This is a genomic window from Bacillus badius NBRC 15713 (assembly GCF_001591605.1).
In the GTDB taxonomy this organism is placed as follows: Bacteria; Bacillota; Bacilli; order Bacillales; family Domibacillaceae; genus Pseudobacillus; species Pseudobacillus badius.
Genome location: NZ_BCVF01000005.1, coordinates 136744 through 150797, shown reverse-complemented (window position 1 = coordinate 150797; position 14054 = coordinate 136744). Strand labels below are relative to the sequence as shown.

The 14054-nt window shown below is 40.3% G+C and carries 18 protein-coding genes, 2 pseudogenes and 1 other annotated feature; of the genes and pseudogenes, 13 read left to right on the top strand and 7 right to left on the bottom strand.

Features of this window, described 5'->3' with window-relative positions:
- Window positions 1–133, top strand: a pseudogene (locus BBA02S_RS20540) (dihydrofolate reductase family protein); the annotation flags it as partial.
- A gap of 149 nt (window positions 134–282) precedes the next feature.
- On the opposite strand, the gene BBA02S_RS04520 reads toward BBA02S_RS20540, so the two are convergent.
- Both BBA02S_RS04520 and BBA02S_RS04515 read right to left on the bottom strand, forming a co-directional pair.
- The gene (locus BBA02S_RS04520; RefSeq protein WP_041100745.1) at window positions 283–1488 is read right to left on the bottom strand and encodes an MFS transporter; all 1206 of its coding nucleotides are present in this window, start codon (window positions 1486–1488) and stop codon (window positions 283–285) included.
- Window positions 1489–1551: 63 nt separating this feature from the next.
- Window positions 1552–1829, bottom strand: a binding site (T-box leader).
- Window positions 1830–1916: 87 nt separating this feature from the next.
- On the bottom strand, window positions 1917–2360 hold the full coding sequence (locus tag BBA02S_RS04515) for a PH domain-containing protein (RefSeq protein WP_041100413.1): 444 nt from the start codon (window positions 2358–2360) through the stop codon (window positions 1917–1919).
- A gap of 180 nt (window positions 2361–2540) precedes the next feature.
- Here BBA02S_RS04515 and BBA02S_RS04510 point away from each other — a divergent pair, with 180 nt between their 5' ends.
- From BBA02S_RS04510 to BBA02S_RS04495, 5 genes and pseudogenes are all read left to right on the top strand, one after another.
- Window positions 2541–2720: a YfhD family protein gene (locus tag BBA02S_RS04510; RefSeq protein ID WP_041100415.1), complete on the top strand. Its 180-nt coding sequence runs from the start codon at window positions 2541–2543 to the stop codon at window positions 2718–2720.
- 199 nt (window positions 2721–2919) lie between these two features.
- Window positions 2920–3384 carry a GNAT family N-acetyltransferase gene (locus BBA02S_RS04505; RefSeq protein ID WP_041113925.1) on the top strand — a complete coding sequence of 155 codons (465 nt, stop codon included), beginning with the start codon at window positions 2920–2922 and terminating at the stop codon, window positions 3382–3384.
- 161 nt (window positions 3385–3545) lie between these two features.
- A pseudogene (locus tag BBA02S_RS20165) lies at window positions 3546–3898 on the top strand (HPP family protein); the annotation flags it as partial.
- Between the two features lie 102 nt (window positions 3899–4000).
- On the top strand, window positions 4001–4201 hold the full coding sequence (locus tag BBA02S_RS04500) for a hypothetical protein (protein WP_041100419.1): 201 nt from the start codon (window positions 4001–4003) through the stop codon (window positions 4199–4201).
- Window positions 4202–4651: 450 nt separating this feature from the next.
- Entirely contained in the window at window positions 4652–5155 is a 504-nt protein-coding gene (locus tag BBA02S_RS04495) for a hypothetical protein (RefSeq protein WP_041113924.1), read from the top strand.
- 129 nt (window positions 5156–5284) lie between these two features.
- Here the strand turns inward: BBA02S_RS04495 and BBA02S_RS04490 are convergent, their stop codons facing one another.
- Together BBA02S_RS04490 and BBA02S_RS04485 are read right to left on the bottom strand one after the other, a co-directional pair.
- A complete protein-coding gene (locus BBA02S_RS04490; RefSeq protein WP_052475287.1) occupies window positions 5285–6736 on the bottom strand; it encodes a sensor histidine kinase in 1452 nt (483 codons plus the stop codon).
- Window positions 6733–7455 (bottom strand): response regulator transcription factor, encoded by a 723-nt coding sequence (locus tag BBA02S_RS04485; protein ID WP_041100423.1) that lies wholly within the window; start codon window positions 7453–7455, stop codon window positions 6733–6735. Before BBA02S_RS04485 ends, BBA02S_RS04490 begins: the two co-directional genes overlap by 4 nt.
- A 245-nt stretch (window positions 7456–7700) precedes the next feature.
- Between BBA02S_RS04485 and BBA02S_RS04480 the strand changes: the two genes are divergently transcribed.
- The 3 genes from BBA02S_RS04480 to BBA02S_RS04470 are packed head-to-tail and all read left to right on the top strand — an operon-like array spanning window position 7701 to window position 10114.
- The gene (locus BBA02S_RS04480) at window positions 7701–8612 is read left to right on the top strand and encodes an ABC transporter ATP-binding protein (protein WP_041100426.1); all 912 of its coding nucleotides are present in this window, start codon (window positions 7701–7703) and stop codon (window positions 8610–8612) included.
- Window positions 8609–9367 (top strand): ABC transporter permease, encoded by a 759-nt coding sequence (locus BBA02S_RS04475; protein ID WP_041100427.1) that lies wholly within the window; start codon window positions 8609–8611, stop codon window positions 9365–9367. The genes BBA02S_RS04480 and BBA02S_RS04475 overlap by 4 nt, the downstream gene beginning before the upstream one ends.
- A 9-nt stretch (window positions 9368–9376) precedes the next feature.
- Window positions 9377–10114, top strand: a complete 738-nt coding sequence (locus BBA02S_RS04470) for an ABC transporter permease (RefSeq protein ID WP_231557192.1) — start codon at window positions 9377–9379, stop codon at window positions 10112–10114.
- A 67-nt stretch (window positions 10115–10181) separates the two neighbouring features.
- Here BBA02S_RS04470 and BBA02S_RS04465 read toward each other — a convergent pair whose 3' ends face one another.
- Window positions 10182–10598 (bottom strand): Lrp/AsnC family transcriptional regulator, encoded by a 417-nt coding sequence (locus BBA02S_RS04465; protein ID WP_041100429.1) that lies wholly within the window; start codon window positions 10596–10598, stop codon window positions 10182–10184.
- Window positions 10599–10738: 140 nt separating this feature from the next.
- Here BBA02S_RS04465 and BBA02S_RS04460 point away from each other — a divergent pair, with 140 nt between their 5' ends.
- Window positions 10739–11323 carry a DJ-1/PfpI family protein gene (locus tag BBA02S_RS04460; RefSeq protein WP_041100431.1) on the top strand — a complete coding sequence of 195 codons (585 nt, stop codon included), beginning with the start codon at window positions 10739–10741 and terminating at the stop codon, window positions 11321–11323.
- A 39-nt stretch (window positions 11324–11362) separates the two neighbouring features.
- On the opposite strand, the gene BBA02S_RS04455 is transcribed toward BBA02S_RS04460, so the two are convergent.
- A complete protein-coding gene (locus BBA02S_RS04455) occupies window positions 11363–11806 on the bottom strand; it encodes an AraC family transcriptional regulator (RefSeq protein WP_306305164.1) in 444 nt (147 codons plus the stop codon).
- A gap of 285 nt (window positions 11807–12091) precedes the next feature.
- Here BBA02S_RS04455 and BBA02S_RS04450 point away from each other — a divergent pair, with 285 nt between their 5' ends.
- The 3 genes from BBA02S_RS04450 (at window position 12092) to BBA02S_RS04440 (ending at window position 13357) form a co-directional block, all read left to right on the top strand.
- Window positions 12092–12463: a hypothetical protein gene (locus BBA02S_RS04450; protein ID WP_041100436.1), complete on the top strand. Its 372-nt coding sequence runs from the start codon at window positions 12092–12094 to the stop codon at window positions 12461–12463.
- A 119-nt stretch (window positions 12464–12582) separates the two neighbouring features.
- A complete protein-coding gene (locus BBA02S_RS04445) occupies window positions 12583–13017 on the top strand; it encodes a MerR family transcriptional regulator (RefSeq protein ID WP_041100438.1) in 435 nt (144 codons plus the stop codon).
- Window positions 13010–13357: a DUF4260 domain-containing protein gene (locus tag BBA02S_RS04440; protein WP_041100440.1), complete on the top strand. Its 348-nt coding sequence runs from the start codon at window positions 13010–13012 to the stop codon at window positions 13355–13357. The genes BBA02S_RS04445 and BBA02S_RS04440 overlap by 8 nt, the downstream gene beginning before the upstream one ends.
- A gap of 122 nt (window positions 13358–13479) precedes the next feature.
- Here the strand turns inward: BBA02S_RS04440 and BBA02S_RS04435 are convergent, their stop codons facing one another.
- Window positions 13480–14019, bottom strand: coding sequence for a 2,4'-dihydroxyacetophenone dioxygenase family protein (locus BBA02S_RS04435; RefSeq protein ID WP_041100441.1), 540 nt, complete (start codon window positions 14017–14019; stop codon window positions 13480–13482).
- Window positions 14020–14054 lie beyond the last annotated feature (35 nt).

Genomic DNA, 14054 nt, shown 5'->3' with positions numbered 1-14054 from the left:
TCCTGTTATTTTAGGAGAAGGAAAACCGATGTTTATTGATATTAATCAGAGAGTGCATTTAAAAATGGTTAACGCAAGAACGTTCTCCTCTGGCGTTGTGCAACTCATCTATCATTTGAATAAGAATGAATAATAAAACACATTTCTTCCATAACTGAGCGCTGGAACAATCAAACTTTTTTATAAAAGCCTCATACTTAGCTAAAACGAAAAAAAGGGGCCGTCTAATCAGTCTCTGACATAACAACAGGCCGGCCTCTTTCTTCGTGCTACAATCTGTTTTTATCCTCGTTCATAATAACTTCTTTTCGACCTATCGGATATAACAAAATTAATCATTAATCCCAATAGTAAAAAAGCAAAGGAGCCTATGATATAGATTGGACGAATGTCAAACAGTTCCGCAGATAATCCGATGGTGACTGTACATACTATTATTAAACAAGCCTCCAAAATCCCTAAGATACTGGAGAATCTACCCATAATATCTACGGGTACATTGTTTTGATAGAAAGTTAAAAAGCCTGTATTAGCGAATGATAAGAAAAACGTTAAAGTGAAGAATCCAATAGATGCCCCGATGAAATCATTTGAAAAAGCAAAAATGATATAGCCAATAGGAGTGAAGAACGCGCCAAGTCCGATTAAAGTAGTTAGTTTTAAGTGATTGGCGAATACAGCATTTACTAATGAACCGCCAATTATGCCAACGCCTGCAATACTAACAAGAAAGCCGTAGGTACTTTCAGATAAAGATAGAACTTCTGTGGCAAATGCAGCCTCCAAAGAATCTAGGGCAGTCATAAACACTGTCATTACGCTAAATAGAAGATAAACTAAGGTCACATGCATATTTGTGCGACTAAATTTAAGGATACTTTTCCAGTCGTTATAAATGAGTGATAGCTTCATTTTTTCTGATAGGATCCTTCCTTTCTGGATCTCTGCATTTGGAAGGAGCAGAAGGACTATTGCTGATAAAAATAGCGCAATCGAATTCATCTGAATAGCCAGGTAAGGAGAACCAATAATAAAAAGGAAGCCTGCAATAGAAGGCCCTAGTATAAACCCGCAGGAATGAATGAAGTTCCTCATTGCATTGAATCTTTGTCGATCCGTTTTGGAAATTAACTTCGTCATGTAGACCATTGAAGCCGGCTCAAATATAGAGCTAGCTATATTAATGATAAAGACCACGAAGTAAATCAGGAAAAGAGAATCTAGAAATGGCAATGTGAAGATGAATAACGCTCTAATGAAGTCCAGAAAAATCATTAGGTTTCTTGCATTTAATCGATCAATAAAAGTGCCGGACCAAACATTTGTAAATAGGGCTGCGAGAGGCAAAAGAATATATAGTATGGATACGGCCAAAGGTGAACCTGTCATATCTAATATAATTAAGTTTAAAGCAATCAAATAAACCCATGCCCCGACATTCGATATTCCGATTCCAACTAAAAGTAAAAGGGGGTTTTTCCATTTCATCTTATCCCTCCTAAATATAAGGTTTGCAAACGATAAAAAAGTCTCACCTCCAAGGATATGGTCCTTGGGGACGAGACTCCTTATATTTAGAAGTTCGCGGTACCACCCCAGTTTATTTCTGTGTTGCCACAGAAACCTTTTCGAGTACGACAAAACCCAATTGCCATGTGTATACTCTATCTCTATAACGGGAGAAACCGTCACATCATCAATCTCTGGATCGAAATATCCTATGCGCTGCTCCAAGACTTGATTCGGTGTGCCTTTACATCCTCCATTTTCAGCGACAGGAGTTCTCTGTTATGCTTGAACACACTTACTCTTCTCTTCATTGCATTTATTAAAGGTGATTATACAATAATGAACAGAATAAAAGAAGTTGAGAAAAACTAAAAGTAAGGTTCTTTTCCGTTAGGCTGATCAACGAATTATTCGAATGTTTGATTAGGCGGGAGCGGCACATTAGGACAGCGTTTTTTCAACTCGTCGATAAACTGCATTTTATCTTTTGGCAAAATTTTTATACGGCCATGAACATCTCGTTGATAAAACAATTCAAGTCCCTTATCAGCTGCTGAAATTCGATACCCAGTCAGCTTATCTGACGTTGGAGCCACCCTTCGTATACTTTCATAAGGTATTTTATTTTGGAAAGGTCCACCTTTAATTAATAGATCATCCTCGCAAAAAACATACTGAATAGAAACTGTGTACCACCATATAAAAATGGCAGAAATCACAAAAATGGCAGACATAATCATTCCAATAGCAAATGATGTGATGAAGGGAACCAAGGATACAACACCCATTATCCAGATCAATAAGAAGATAGACACTATAGAAAAGACATCAGGCTTTGAATGATAAACCATAAAATCGATCCTCCTTTTGATAATTTTATACAATTATTACAAAAAACTCTATTTAAATTATAAAAGCATATTGTAGAGAATGATCAGTTATTCATTATTAATCGCAAGCAAAAAACGAATGGAGTAGATTAAAATTACACACTCTATAGGAGTACGACATTCCCATTGGAGGTTTTTAACATGTTACAAGGCAGAAATAATGAAGAGAATGATCAGCTTACGAATACAGCCGGAGCTTTTCAATCGGATGGCCGGGATGTTGAATTCTCACAAGAGCTTGCTGATCGGGATGATCTAGTTGCTCAAGAACGTTCCAAAGCTGCAGATCAACGAGCGAAAGCAAGAAAAAACAATAAATAGGAAGATTTCTCTCACGAAAGCACAGCATGCTTAAATCATCGTATGCTGTGCTTTATCTATTCGAAATATTTTCTGAATTATTATATAATGATGATAAATTCAGAGGGGTAGGCTCATTTTACCTGTTAGCGATAGCCTGCATCGCTATATACGGTTTATATAAATTGATCTAATAGTTTTTTTAATCAGGAGGGATTAAGTGATTACATTAAAACCGATGAATAAAGAAGAGTTTCAATTATACAGTTCTAATGCCATTGCGAACTATGCCAAAAACAAAGTTATTTCAGGAAACTGGAGGGAAGAGGAAGCCATTCATCTGTCTAAGAAAGAATTTTCTAAACTGTTGCCTCAGGATGAGAAAACAGCGCTTAATTACTTGTACTCTATTTTTCAAGATCAGCAATTAGTCGGAATGATTTGGATTGCCCAGACATCACCTGCAAAATCAGACGAAGGCTTTATTTTTGATTTTAAAATCTATGAGCCGCATCAAGGACAAGGATACGGCAAGCAAGCAATGAAGGAAATTGAAATGATTGCTAAAGAATTGGGAATGAATAAAATTGGTCTTCATGTTTTTGGGCATAACAAAATTGCACGGGAGCTATATGAAAAATTAGGGTATGAAATTACCAATATAAATATGATGAAGACCCTTTAGTCGCTCAAAGTAACAGTACAGGCAATGGGCGGCTTGCGATGAGTAAGGTGAATCTGAAACAATTACAGCGCGGTATTTGAGAATATTACGCTGTTTTGCCCCTTTGGATAAGAGTATCTAAAGGGGTCTTCTTATAGTGAAGGGAAAGTCACCGATTCACATTTGGGGCGAGTTGTGTACTGGTCTTTGGCGTCTGGAATGCTCCATTATCTCAGCCGCGCAATATCATTGGCGGTCATTTTATCTCCAGTTTCATTGGCCTGTCCATCTATCACTTGTTTGGGAATGAACCCTGGGCCATTGCCTTGGCAGTAGGGCTGGCGATTGCCCTGATGATGCTGACAAAACCACGCATCCTCCGGCAGGGGCCGATCCGAATGTGGTTATTTTAGGGGCAAACAGCTGGAGCTACTTAATGACACCAGTGCTCATCGGGTCCGTTGTTATTGTCGTTATCGCTTTATTCATTAATAACCTATGCAACAACCGAAATTATCCAGCTTTTTGGAGATGATTTTTTCTGATTTTGAGCGGTAGGTCATCGTTTATAATATGGTATATTTTGGGTGATTCATGTTAAGATAATGACACATGAACTTTAAAGGAGCTGATCGATTTGCTGCGTGGGAAAAAACCCTATGAAGAGATGTCTGTTCATGAATTGATGGCAGAACTGAGAAACCTAAATAAAAAAAGCGGCTTTAAGCCGCGAAAGCTGAAGTCCGATGCAAACGGCACACTTTTGTTGGACCGCGAAAATAAAGAGGACCAGGATTGGTACGATAACGATGAGGATTACAGTGTCCTCAAGCCATAACGAGGAAATGAGCGGAGCGCCGCTTGTCTGACATGCAGCGCGCGTCATGGAACGGAAGTAGAGGGATAAGTTTCACAGCAGCAGGAAGGCCGCCTATAATAAAAGATAAGCGGCTTAATGTATTCCTATTGAGCATAAGCATGTATCCTTTATCTAGCACTTCTCCAAGCAATCCGCCAATGAATTAACCCCAATAATACCAGCTGTGTTTACATAAGCCTATCAAGGAGTTCCAATAGTTGCTGGCACTCCTGCAGTACAGCTTGCCCCGCATAAAACACCCTAGTAAGCCAATTGCCCGCATCGTCATCCCTTTGCCAGCCAGGTGTTTTTGCATGCAACTGGTCCATCCATAACGTTGAATGTCACCGGTGCTTTCATTCTCTAGCAGATGCTTAAGAAGTAAGCTCTCGTCAGCTCAAGAACCGCCATAAATAGGAGGGTTAAAATATGATATGGGATAAATTACTGCGCTTCCAGAAAAAGAATAGTGAAGCAGAAGCAATAGTAGAGGTATTTTTTCTTGATCCCTCGGAAGATGAATGGGAGCGTGAAAATATCAATGCAGATCAATTAGATTTTTCACTAGAAAGTTTAAAACTTATTGATGAGTTTATCCAACACATCGTATCTACAGAATATTATAAGCGCTTTGTTATGACCTATTCCTCCCGAGTCGGCACCTATGTGGGCGAGGTCATTCGCAGAAAAACAGGTTCATTATACGATTGGTATGAGTATGTTGATTTAATTCTTGTTCTCAGTGAGGAAGAATTAGAGTCCCATAGCCGTTTCTACGATGTATATACCTATCAAGAATTACTCTATAGTCGAAAAACGAAAGAAACATTCATGCCCTTATATGTGGCTTTTCAAATGATCATTCAAGAACCCGCTAACTATCAGAGCATGTACCAATATGCGGATGAAGTGATTCAAAAACAAAAGCTTTGAACAAGCAATGTGTTGATTTAACAGTCGAATGCCATCTCTAGGAAAGATGGCATTCGACTGTTTTCTCAAGGGTTCTTATCTTATCATTTATGATTGGCAACCTAAATAAATAACAGCGAAGCTGAGGCTTTATTCGAGAGAATCCTTAGATTTTTTTATAGGTCTTTGGAGCGGAAAGGTAATAATATATTGGGTTCCTAATTGAGGTTTACTGCAAATAGTCATCTCCCCTCCATGGTTGATAATAATTTGTTTGGCAATTGCCATTCCTAATCCGGTTCCGGGAGTACTGGAAGATGTGCTAGTCCCCCGATAATACCGATCGAATAAATGATCTGCTGTTTCTTGATCCATACCTATCCCATCATCCTCAATTAAAACGCGAATGTATTTTGGTGAGGATAAATTTTTATGAATTAAAACTTTGATTCTTGTTCCAGGAGGGTTATGTTTTATGCTGTTGGAAAGCAAGTTTTCAAATGCCCGTCTCAAGTACCTCGAATCCATATCAAGAGTTACCTTGGAATCAGTTGTTTCCAATGAAAACATTTTGTTTTTGGCTTCTGGCAGCTTGTTGAGCTGCTCAAGCGCATCTTTTAATAATATGACGAGGTTCTTTTGTTCAAGTTTTAATGGGACTGCTTCATTTTTCAGTTGAAACGTTAAGTTAAAGTCTTCGATCAGCTCCTCCATATAGCTCACACGTTCCTCCATAATTTTGGAAAAGTGGCGAATATCCTTCTGTTCCCATTGATACTCAGGTGAAGAGAGTAGCACCGTATATCCCTTGATGACCGACAAAGGTGTTTTAAGATCGTGCGAGACACCCGTCATCCATTCTTCTCTTGTCTTTTCTAACAGTTCTCGTTCGTCTGTATTTCTTTGAAGAATGGATGTCAGCTCAGAAAGAGCCTGCATTAATTCTTGATATGTTTGATATTCAGCTTTATTTCGCCAGCGCCGTTGAAGATGGAAGTTCTGATAATAAAAAGGTTCTGTGTACTTTCCTTTAGCTAGATTGTCTATCCAAGATACAATATAGAGCAAAGGAGCACCTAATTGCCTTCCAAAAAATACAGCGATTAGAATCCCTATTAGGATCATGAAAAGTACCCATAAGACGTTCATCCAATACAAAACGGGACTCTTATCCGTCATTGGTTTTCCTAATACCCAAGTTAACTCCGCATCACCGGTTGCTTTGTACCATGTAGATAATTGATAACCTTTTTTGGCAGGATACAAGTAATCAGATACTAGTTCTCCAGGACCATAATGACTGGGAATATCTTGGGGCTTATTGAAGGAAAACACTTCATTTCCCTGTTCATCTAATATTTGCAGCCACATCTTATTCTTTACTAAACTCTCTTGTATCTTCGAATTGACTGAGGGTTTCTGATAAACGAGTGTCGTCTGTTCCGCAATTTGGTTAATCGATATTTGAGGACTTTCTATTCTGTTATGCCCAAAAAAGAAGTTGAATAGAATAATATTGATAACAATCAGCGAGCTCCATAGAAGCATTAACCAGAAAAGCCGTGATACGAAATAATAGGCGACGCGGTTTCTTAATTTCACAATAAGCCCTCATTGGATACTTCAAACAGATATCCTAAGCCCCGAACGGTTTTTATCCATTTGGGTCTGCTTGGATCTTCTTCTATTTTTTCCCGAAGACGTCTTATATGCACCATCACTGTACTGTCGCCTCCATATAATTCACCCCATACATCCTTAAAAATTTGGTGTTTGCTTAAAATTTGGTTAGGGTGCTCACAAAAGTAAAGCAGCAATTTCATTTCCTGAGTGGGACAATCTATTCTTTTTCCCTCCACAACAAGTTTCCCGGTATTAGGGTCGATACTAAAGGAGCCGAAATCGTATACTTGTTTCTTGGAGAGCCGTGATGAAAGGGGCATCGCACGTTTCAATTGCGCTTTGACACGAGCAACAACTTCTAATGGGTTAAAGGGCTTTGTAATGTAATCATCGCCTCCAAAACTAAACCCCTGCAATTTATCTAAATCGGTAGTTTTGGCGGTAAGAAAAAGTACAGGCACATCCGTCTCTGAACGGATTTTATTGCACAGAGTAAAGCCATCTGTATCAGGCAACATTACATCTAACAATATAATGTGCGGATTATTTTGTGTTGTAATAAACAGCGCCTCTGCTCCGGTAGTAGCGGTTAGGATGTGTTGAAAACCTTCTTTTTTAAAAACTGTTATTAATAAATCTAAAATATGTTGGTCATCGTCTACCATCAGGATTTTATGATCTTCAAGTTTGAAAGTCATATATGCTCCTCCTTTTTCTCTTAACTATTATTTTACTTGAAATAAAAGTGAAAAAAGTTGTGGAGAAAAGAATTAATACCCTGTTAAACTTTCTGAATAGACTGTTTTTTTGCCAGCCTTTGATATTCCCAGGATGTCGTCTAACCTGAGGAACGAGTTGCAGCAAGCGGTTAAGCAAATATTTAAGGGGAATTTCGCTCGCGTTTAATCTGTATCGCTTACGCTAGAAGTGAGGTGAGGAACAGATGGATGATCAAATAGTAGTAACGAATGATTTGACTAAAAAGTATAAGAAGCATACGTCTGTAGAGGGGCTAAACTTGCGGATTGAACGCGGCCAAATTTACGGTTTTCTTGGACCGAATGGAGCTGGAAAGACGACAACGATCCGCATGCTGCTAGGTTTAATCCAGCCGACAAAGGGAAGGATTGAACTCTTTGGGAAAAGCCTGAAGGAAAACAGACTGTCAATCTTGGAGCGTATCGGGTCACTGGTTGAATCTCCAACTTATTATGGAAACTTAACCGGGCGGGAGAATTTAGAGGTGGTTCGCCGGTTAAGGAGTCTTCCGGAACAACGTGTTGACGAAGTATTAAGCATTGTAAGGTTAACTAAGGCCGCCCACCGTTTAACAAAAGAATATTCACTTGGGATGAAGCAACGTCTGGGGATAGCTACAGCTTTATTGAGTCGACCGGACTTACTCATTTTAGATGAACCGACAAATGGTTTGGACCCATCAGGAATTCAAGAAATAAGAGAGCTGATTAAGGGGCTGCCACAGTCTGGGATGAGTGTCCTTGTATCCAGTCATCTGTTAAGTGAAATTGATCAGATGGCTACTCAGGTAGGAGTTATTCATAATGGGAAAATGATTTTTCAGGACTCTATTGAACAATTAAGACAAAGACACAAACCTTTGTTAAAAGTCGGAGTTAGCGATGTAATGGAAGCTAAAGCTATTTTGCAAGGAAAAGGAATCACGACGGGCGGGGAAAAAGAATTTTTATGGTTTGACCGAACAGAGCCGGCGTTTGTCTCAGAAATCAATTCCATTCTAGTTCAATCAGGACTATCTGTATACCGGCTTGAAGAAGTAAAACGCTCGCTTGAAGATATTTTCCTGGAATTAACTAGTGCAGAGGGAAGCTTATGAAAGAGATATTACGGGCGGATCAATTAAAGTTAAAACGTTCATCAATATTGATTATCGTCTTGTTGATTCCAATTCTGATCCTGACATATGAGTTAGTGAATTTTACTTATCGTGCTGAGCTTGTGGACAAACAAGCTGAACTGTTCCATGCCGGTTCGATGTGGATGTATCTATTGTACGACAATAGCTTGTTATTTGGCCTTGGGTTTCCATTAGCCGCTACATTAGCTGCTTCGATAATCGCGAATATTGAGCATCAAGCGGATGGGTGGAAACAACTTTTAGCCTTTCCTGTTTCCAGAAGTAAAGTGTATCTGAGCAAATTTATTTGGCTGACCATGAGTTTATTAATTTCCCTTACCATTTTTTTGATAGGAATGATTCTCTTGGGGAAGGCATTAGAATTTGAAGAGAGCGTGCCGTTGGGATTATTAGCGGGAGACTCCTATGGTATGTTGATTGCAACATTACCGTTCACGGCATTTCAACTTTGGTTGTCCATGACCATTAAAAATCAGGCTTTCCCAATACTTATTGGGGCTATTTGTACAATCATGGGTTTATTTTTGGCTGCTGTCCAAATGACCAGGTGGTTTCCGCTGGCCTACCCCATTCAATCGTCGACGGTAATATTGCAGTATGAGGGAATAGGGTATAATACCGATTTGCCGGTCTACCTTGCTATTAATTTAATGCTGGGCATCGCACTGTTGTGCATGGGGGTTATACATTTTGTTAAACGGGATAACCAGTAAGGAGAGATAATGTTGAAAAATACCCTGTATGTTGAGCGGTTAAAATTAAAACGTTCCAAGCTCTGGTTATTATATATAATAGGGCCCTTATTAGGTGTCTTGTTAGCTTACACTAATTTCTTAAAAAATTATGACTTGTTTATGCAGCCTGGAGATAACGAGTGGATAGAGGCATGGACACAGGCAGCCCTATTTATGGGTCCGTTCATATTACCAATTTTGGTCGGTATATATGCAGCTTTTATTTGTCGGGAGGAGCATGTTGGAGGTGGGTGGAAGCAGCTTTTCACTTTGCCGATTAAACATTCAGCTGTTTTTTTAGGGAAGTTTTTAATAGTAATCGGCATGGTAACTGTTACGATGTTCCTTTTATTTATTTTTTTTGTTGTGATTGGTTATGTGAAAGGAATAGAAGGCAGCTTTCCAACCTTTATGCTATTGGGATTTATGGTGAAAGGTATTTTAGCATGCTTGCCTTTGATTGTTCTGCAATTGATTATATCTATCAGGGCAAAAACCTTTGGTGTGCCGCTAGCTGTAAGCATTGTTTTTACATTGCCGGCGATCATTGTGGCCAGCACGCCTCTGGGGCAGATTTATCCTTGGACACAGCCCATGCTAGCCATGTCGCCAGAAGATGAATCGCCTATTCAATCTTATGCTTTGTTTTATACATTACTAATTGGGAGCTTCATTGTGTTAATGTGGTACGGGCTGAGAAGCCTTAGCAAATGGGACATTAGTTAGCTGCTGGGACCGATTTTCCATGGGAAGCGAAAATCGGTCTTTTTTAGGGTGAAAAGTCAAAATCGCTTTATAGAACTTTGTTTTGATGTTCAGATAGGACAATGTTTGTAGACGGCGTTCCGTACGGCATGGATTGATCGATAAAGTGTTCCAGCGTTTCCACCGACTGCGTGGCCACCTTGGCGATATAGCTGATTTCGCCGGCTACCCGGTAGCATTCAAGCACATCAGGGTGGTTATAGCAAAACTGCGCCAGCTTTTTGCAGTCACTTGATTTAAAGAGAACAAGCGCGACAATCGGGCGATCGAGTTTTTTTAAATCGAATGACGCTTGATAGCCTGTAATAATTTGCTGGTCTTCTAATTTTTTAATCCGCTCAGCTGCAGCCGGAGGAGATAAGTGCACATGGGCAGCAATTTCTTTTGTGGTGCTTTTGGCATTATGCTCAAGCTGTTTTAAAATTTCATAATCAATGTGATCCATAATTTCTCCTTATTAAATAAAGTGTTTATATGAATTATCCATAAAAACAAAAGTAAATTCAATGAAATACGATCTCTATGTTATTCAGTAGGCAATAAAAATTCATTACACTTAAGTCAAAAGGTGAGGAGGAATTTTCTATGAAAAAGATCTTATTATTGCTGGCTGATGGTTTTGAGGCCTACGAAGCCAGTGTATTTACAGATGTGCTCGGCTGGAACCAATTCGAGGGGGATGGCTCGACAAGGGTTATTTCAGCCGGGCTTCGCCCGCAGCTGCAGGCGACATGGAATTTCAAAGTCACACCGGAAAAGCTATTGGAAGAAATTGATTTACATGAGTTCGATGCCTTAGCGATTCCGGGCGGATTTGAAGAAGCCAATTTTTATGAGGATGCTTTCAGTGAAGCATTCCAAGCTGTTATCCAGCATTTCGATAGACATAAAAAGCCAATTGCCTCCATTTGTGTAGCTTCCTTGGCTCTCGCCCACAGCGGCATATTGCATAATCGCCGGGCAACCACCTATAGCCATCCGGAAAGCAAACGGCTGGGACAGCTGGCGTCATACGGCGTTCAAATTTCACATGACCGGATTGTTGCAGACGGCCATGTGATTACTTCATCGAATCCCGGCACAGCCTTGGAGGTGGCCTTTATGCTTCTCGAAATGCTCACTTCCAAAGAAAATGCAGAGAAAATCAAAGAGTTAATGGGGTGTTCATGAGTACGAAGCCGCTGTTGCCATAGTCAAAAGAAAAGCTCACTATTTTAGCGGCACGCAAATTTCACAATTATGATTGGATAGCATCTGTTCCCTATATCTCTCAAACATGGGGCGACGGTCGATCTGATAACCGCGGTTGGACAGATCAGCAAAAATGGCGCCCCATGCTTGTTGAATGGCCTCCGCTGTGTGCTTCACTTGGTAAATCGCATACTTGCCGCCAGGAAGCTCGCTTTCGGCAACGAAACCGTCTGTTGGCTCATTGTCCGCAAGAACCAGGCCTGCATCGTAACGGCAGCTTTCAGGAGGAGTAGTTTCAGGATCATCATATGACACTCCAAGGACGATGGAGGCTGGGGAAAGCAGGTTCTTCGCCGCCGCCCATTCCTTTAGTTTTCGCATTGTCTGCTCGTTGGCGGAGCCGTATGGACCCACTTGACGGATGCAGGCCATGCGGTACCTTGGGAGAATCTCAATCTTCATGTTCATCTTTCCTCTACCTTTCTTTTTTTTCTATTCGCTACCTATCAAATGCTACCACCACATAAAAATAGAATCACTTATTTTTTTAAAAATTAGGAATGTATCATTCTTCTTTACTGGCAAGGGAGGTCTAGCGCACGTTTTTGCATTTGATCAAAGCACCGGTCATTGTGTGGTTTAAATTGGAATATTTGGTTGGTTATTTCTTTTTTTTGTTATAGTAAAAGAAAGGATATTTTGGCAAACGCTCATTGAGATGGATCCAGACAAAAGGAGAAACGACTATTGAAAAAGCTATTCTGTTTATTATTGTTCGCATTGTCTGTTCTAACAGCTTGCTATTCATCCGCGTTAAGCTTCAGTGAAGTCGAAAGTGTGCCAAGTGACGTGCAGCAGTCTATCCATTCAGATTATAGACTTCAATTAATAAATGACGGTGAGAATAGGTCTTACCTTGTTTTTCATTCAAAAGGAAAAGCTACTGCGGATATGGAAGCGCAAGGCGACACAATAACTATCAAGCTAGAAGAGACTAATCAGCCAAACGGCGCAATTGAACAGCACGTGTATAAATTAACGAAAGATCCGGAACATGAAGTGATCGATGTGCACATTAATGGAGAGTCTGCATCAATCGATAACGTGACTAGTTTATAAACAGAGGAGGGTGTATGCCATTGCTTGTTGAAGGCAAGAAAGCCGCGTGAAAAAGGTATATTCATCCTGCTTGACCTTGGAGTTTACTCCAATGTTATGGTTATTGCGGGGGGATGAAGATGCGGATTAAAGAGTTTGCGAATAAATATCAACTGCAGGCGGATACCATTCGCTATTATGAGAAAGAGGGGCTGCTTCAGCCGAACAGGCGGGAGAATGGCTACCGCGAGTATGATGAAAAGTGTGAAAAACAGCTGCAGCTTCTGAGTGTGCTGAAACAGCTAGGGTTTACCTTGAAAGAGATTCAGCAGCTGATCACGTTGAACGGTCAACCTGTATCAGCTGAATGCAATAAGGCAGCGGTTGAATTATTTGCCCAAAAGTTAATGGCGCTTGAAGAGAAAATTCGATTTTACCAGCTGGCACTGAATACGCTGCAAACAGTGAAAGAGCTGGTGAGCGGAGGGAAATATCAAGAAAATGAGGCAGTTATCCAAGAAATGGTGCTGAACCTGTTTAACAATAGGCGCGAGAGAGGAAACAACGATGATTAAGCCGTTTATTCGTCTGGAAAATGGTCTCGGTTTTGCTGCTTGTCTTTATGTTTATGTACAGTTCGGTTTTCCGCTGTGGTTATTTTTCCTTCTGCTGCTGGCTCCGGATATCACGATGGTCGGCTATCTATTGAATACACGAACAGGGGCCCTTCTATACAATTGGGGGCACAGCTTTGTTCTGCCTCTTCTTTTGGCAGCGGGATATATGTATGCTTCAAACGAGTATTTATTAATGATTTCAATTATTTGGACCGCTCATATCTGTATGGACCGGCTGTTAGGCTATGGATTAAAATATTACGATTCTTTTAAAATCACCCATTTGCAAAGAATATAATGGCGGTTCATCATGAATCATGTTATATATCACAAAAAAGCCGATGCTCTGCAGTTGAGCACCGGTTTTTGCTGCAGTATTTAACGCTGTCGAAAATAAATCCAGGCAGCAGTTATCGGCGGTTAGTTATCATGCATTTCTGTGGTTCCAAATGTGTAGTCTACAATGGTTGTGTGCTTCAATGCGTTATTTTCTCTAGCCATGTAATAATGAAGCCGGGCATCGGCCATCACGGCCAGTTGACCATCATCGTCATAGCCGCCAATCGGACCGTGAGAAATAGCAAGCATTATGCAGCCTTCAGGAGAGGTAAAGGGTTCATGAACATTACCAGCTGCCTCGCATGTATAATAGCCCGGGTGTCCTTTATCTTCACCTTCTTCGTAATAAAAACTGCCTTCAAGAATGAAAGCTTCTGTATTATGGAGGTGCCAATGAACAGAAGCTTTCGTGCCGGGATCGACTTTTAAAAGCAAGGTAAAGTTGCCGGAGACAAGATCACAAAACAATAGCTTAAACTGCGTTCCGGGCATTAACCAGTCTGTCCATGGCATCCAGTCAGGGTTGATAAAATCGAGTCGATCTCCCTTTGGCGTATTCCTTGGGCTTTTCATCCAAAAAGTAGGTGAGAAATGTTTGATTGGATTAGATTGTTTAGCCATGCATAATTGCCTCCTTAAAAGTGAATGTATATTTT

Coding starts and splice junctions, on each gene's coding strand:
- BBA02S_RS04520 (WP_041100745.1), bottom strand. CDS start 1,488: ATGAAATGGAAAAACCCCCTTTTACTTTTAGTTGGAATCGGAATATCG.
- BBA02S_RS04515 (WP_041100413.1), bottom strand. CDS start 2,360: ATGGTTTATCATTCAAAGCCTGATGTCTTTTCTATAGTGTCTATCTTC.
- BBA02S_RS04510 (WP_041100415.1), top strand. CDS start 2,541: ATGTTACAAGGCAGAAATAATGAAGAGAATGATCAGCTTACGAATACA.
- BBA02S_RS04495 (WP_041113924.1), top strand. CDS start 4,652: ATGATATGGGATAAATTACTGCGCTTCCAGAAAAAGAATAGTGAAGCA.
- BBA02S_RS04485 (WP_041100423.1), bottom strand. CDS start 7,455: ATGACTTTCAAACTTGAAGATCATAAAATCCTGATGGTAGACGATGAC.
- BBA02S_RS04480 (WP_041100426.1), top strand. CDS start 7,701: ATGGATGATCAAATAGTAGTAACGAATGATTTGACTAAAAAGTATAAG.
- BBA02S_RS04475 (WP_041100427.1), top strand. CDS start 8,609: ATGAAAGAGATATTACGGGCGGATCAATTAAAGTTAAAACGTTCATCA.
- BBA02S_RS04470 (WP_231557192.1), top strand. CDS start 9,377: ATGTTGAAAAATACCCTGTATGTTGAGCGGTTAAAATTAAAACGTTCC.
- BBA02S_RS04465 (WP_041100429.1), bottom strand. CDS start 10,598: ATGGATCACATTGATTATGAAATTTTAAAACAGCTTGAGCATAATGCC.
- BBA02S_RS04460 (WP_041100431.1), top strand. CDS start 10,739: ATGAAAAAGATCTTATTATTGCTGGCTGATGGTTTTGAGGCCTACGAA.
- BBA02S_RS04455 (WP_306305164.1), bottom strand. CDS start 11,806: ATGAAGATTGAGATTCTCCCAAGGTACCGCATGGCCTGCATCCGTCAA.
- BBA02S_RS04445 (WP_041100438.1), top strand. CDS start 12,583: ATGCGGATTAAAGAGTTTGCGAATAAATATCAACTGCAGGCGGATACC.
- BBA02S_RS04440 (WP_041100440.1), top strand. CDS start 13,010: ATGATTAAGCCGTTTATTCGTCTGGAAAATGGTCTCGGTTTTGCTGCT.
- BBA02S_RS04435 (WP_041100441.1), bottom strand. CDS start 14,019: ATGGCTAAACAATCTAATCCAATCAAACATTTCTCACCTACTTTTTGG.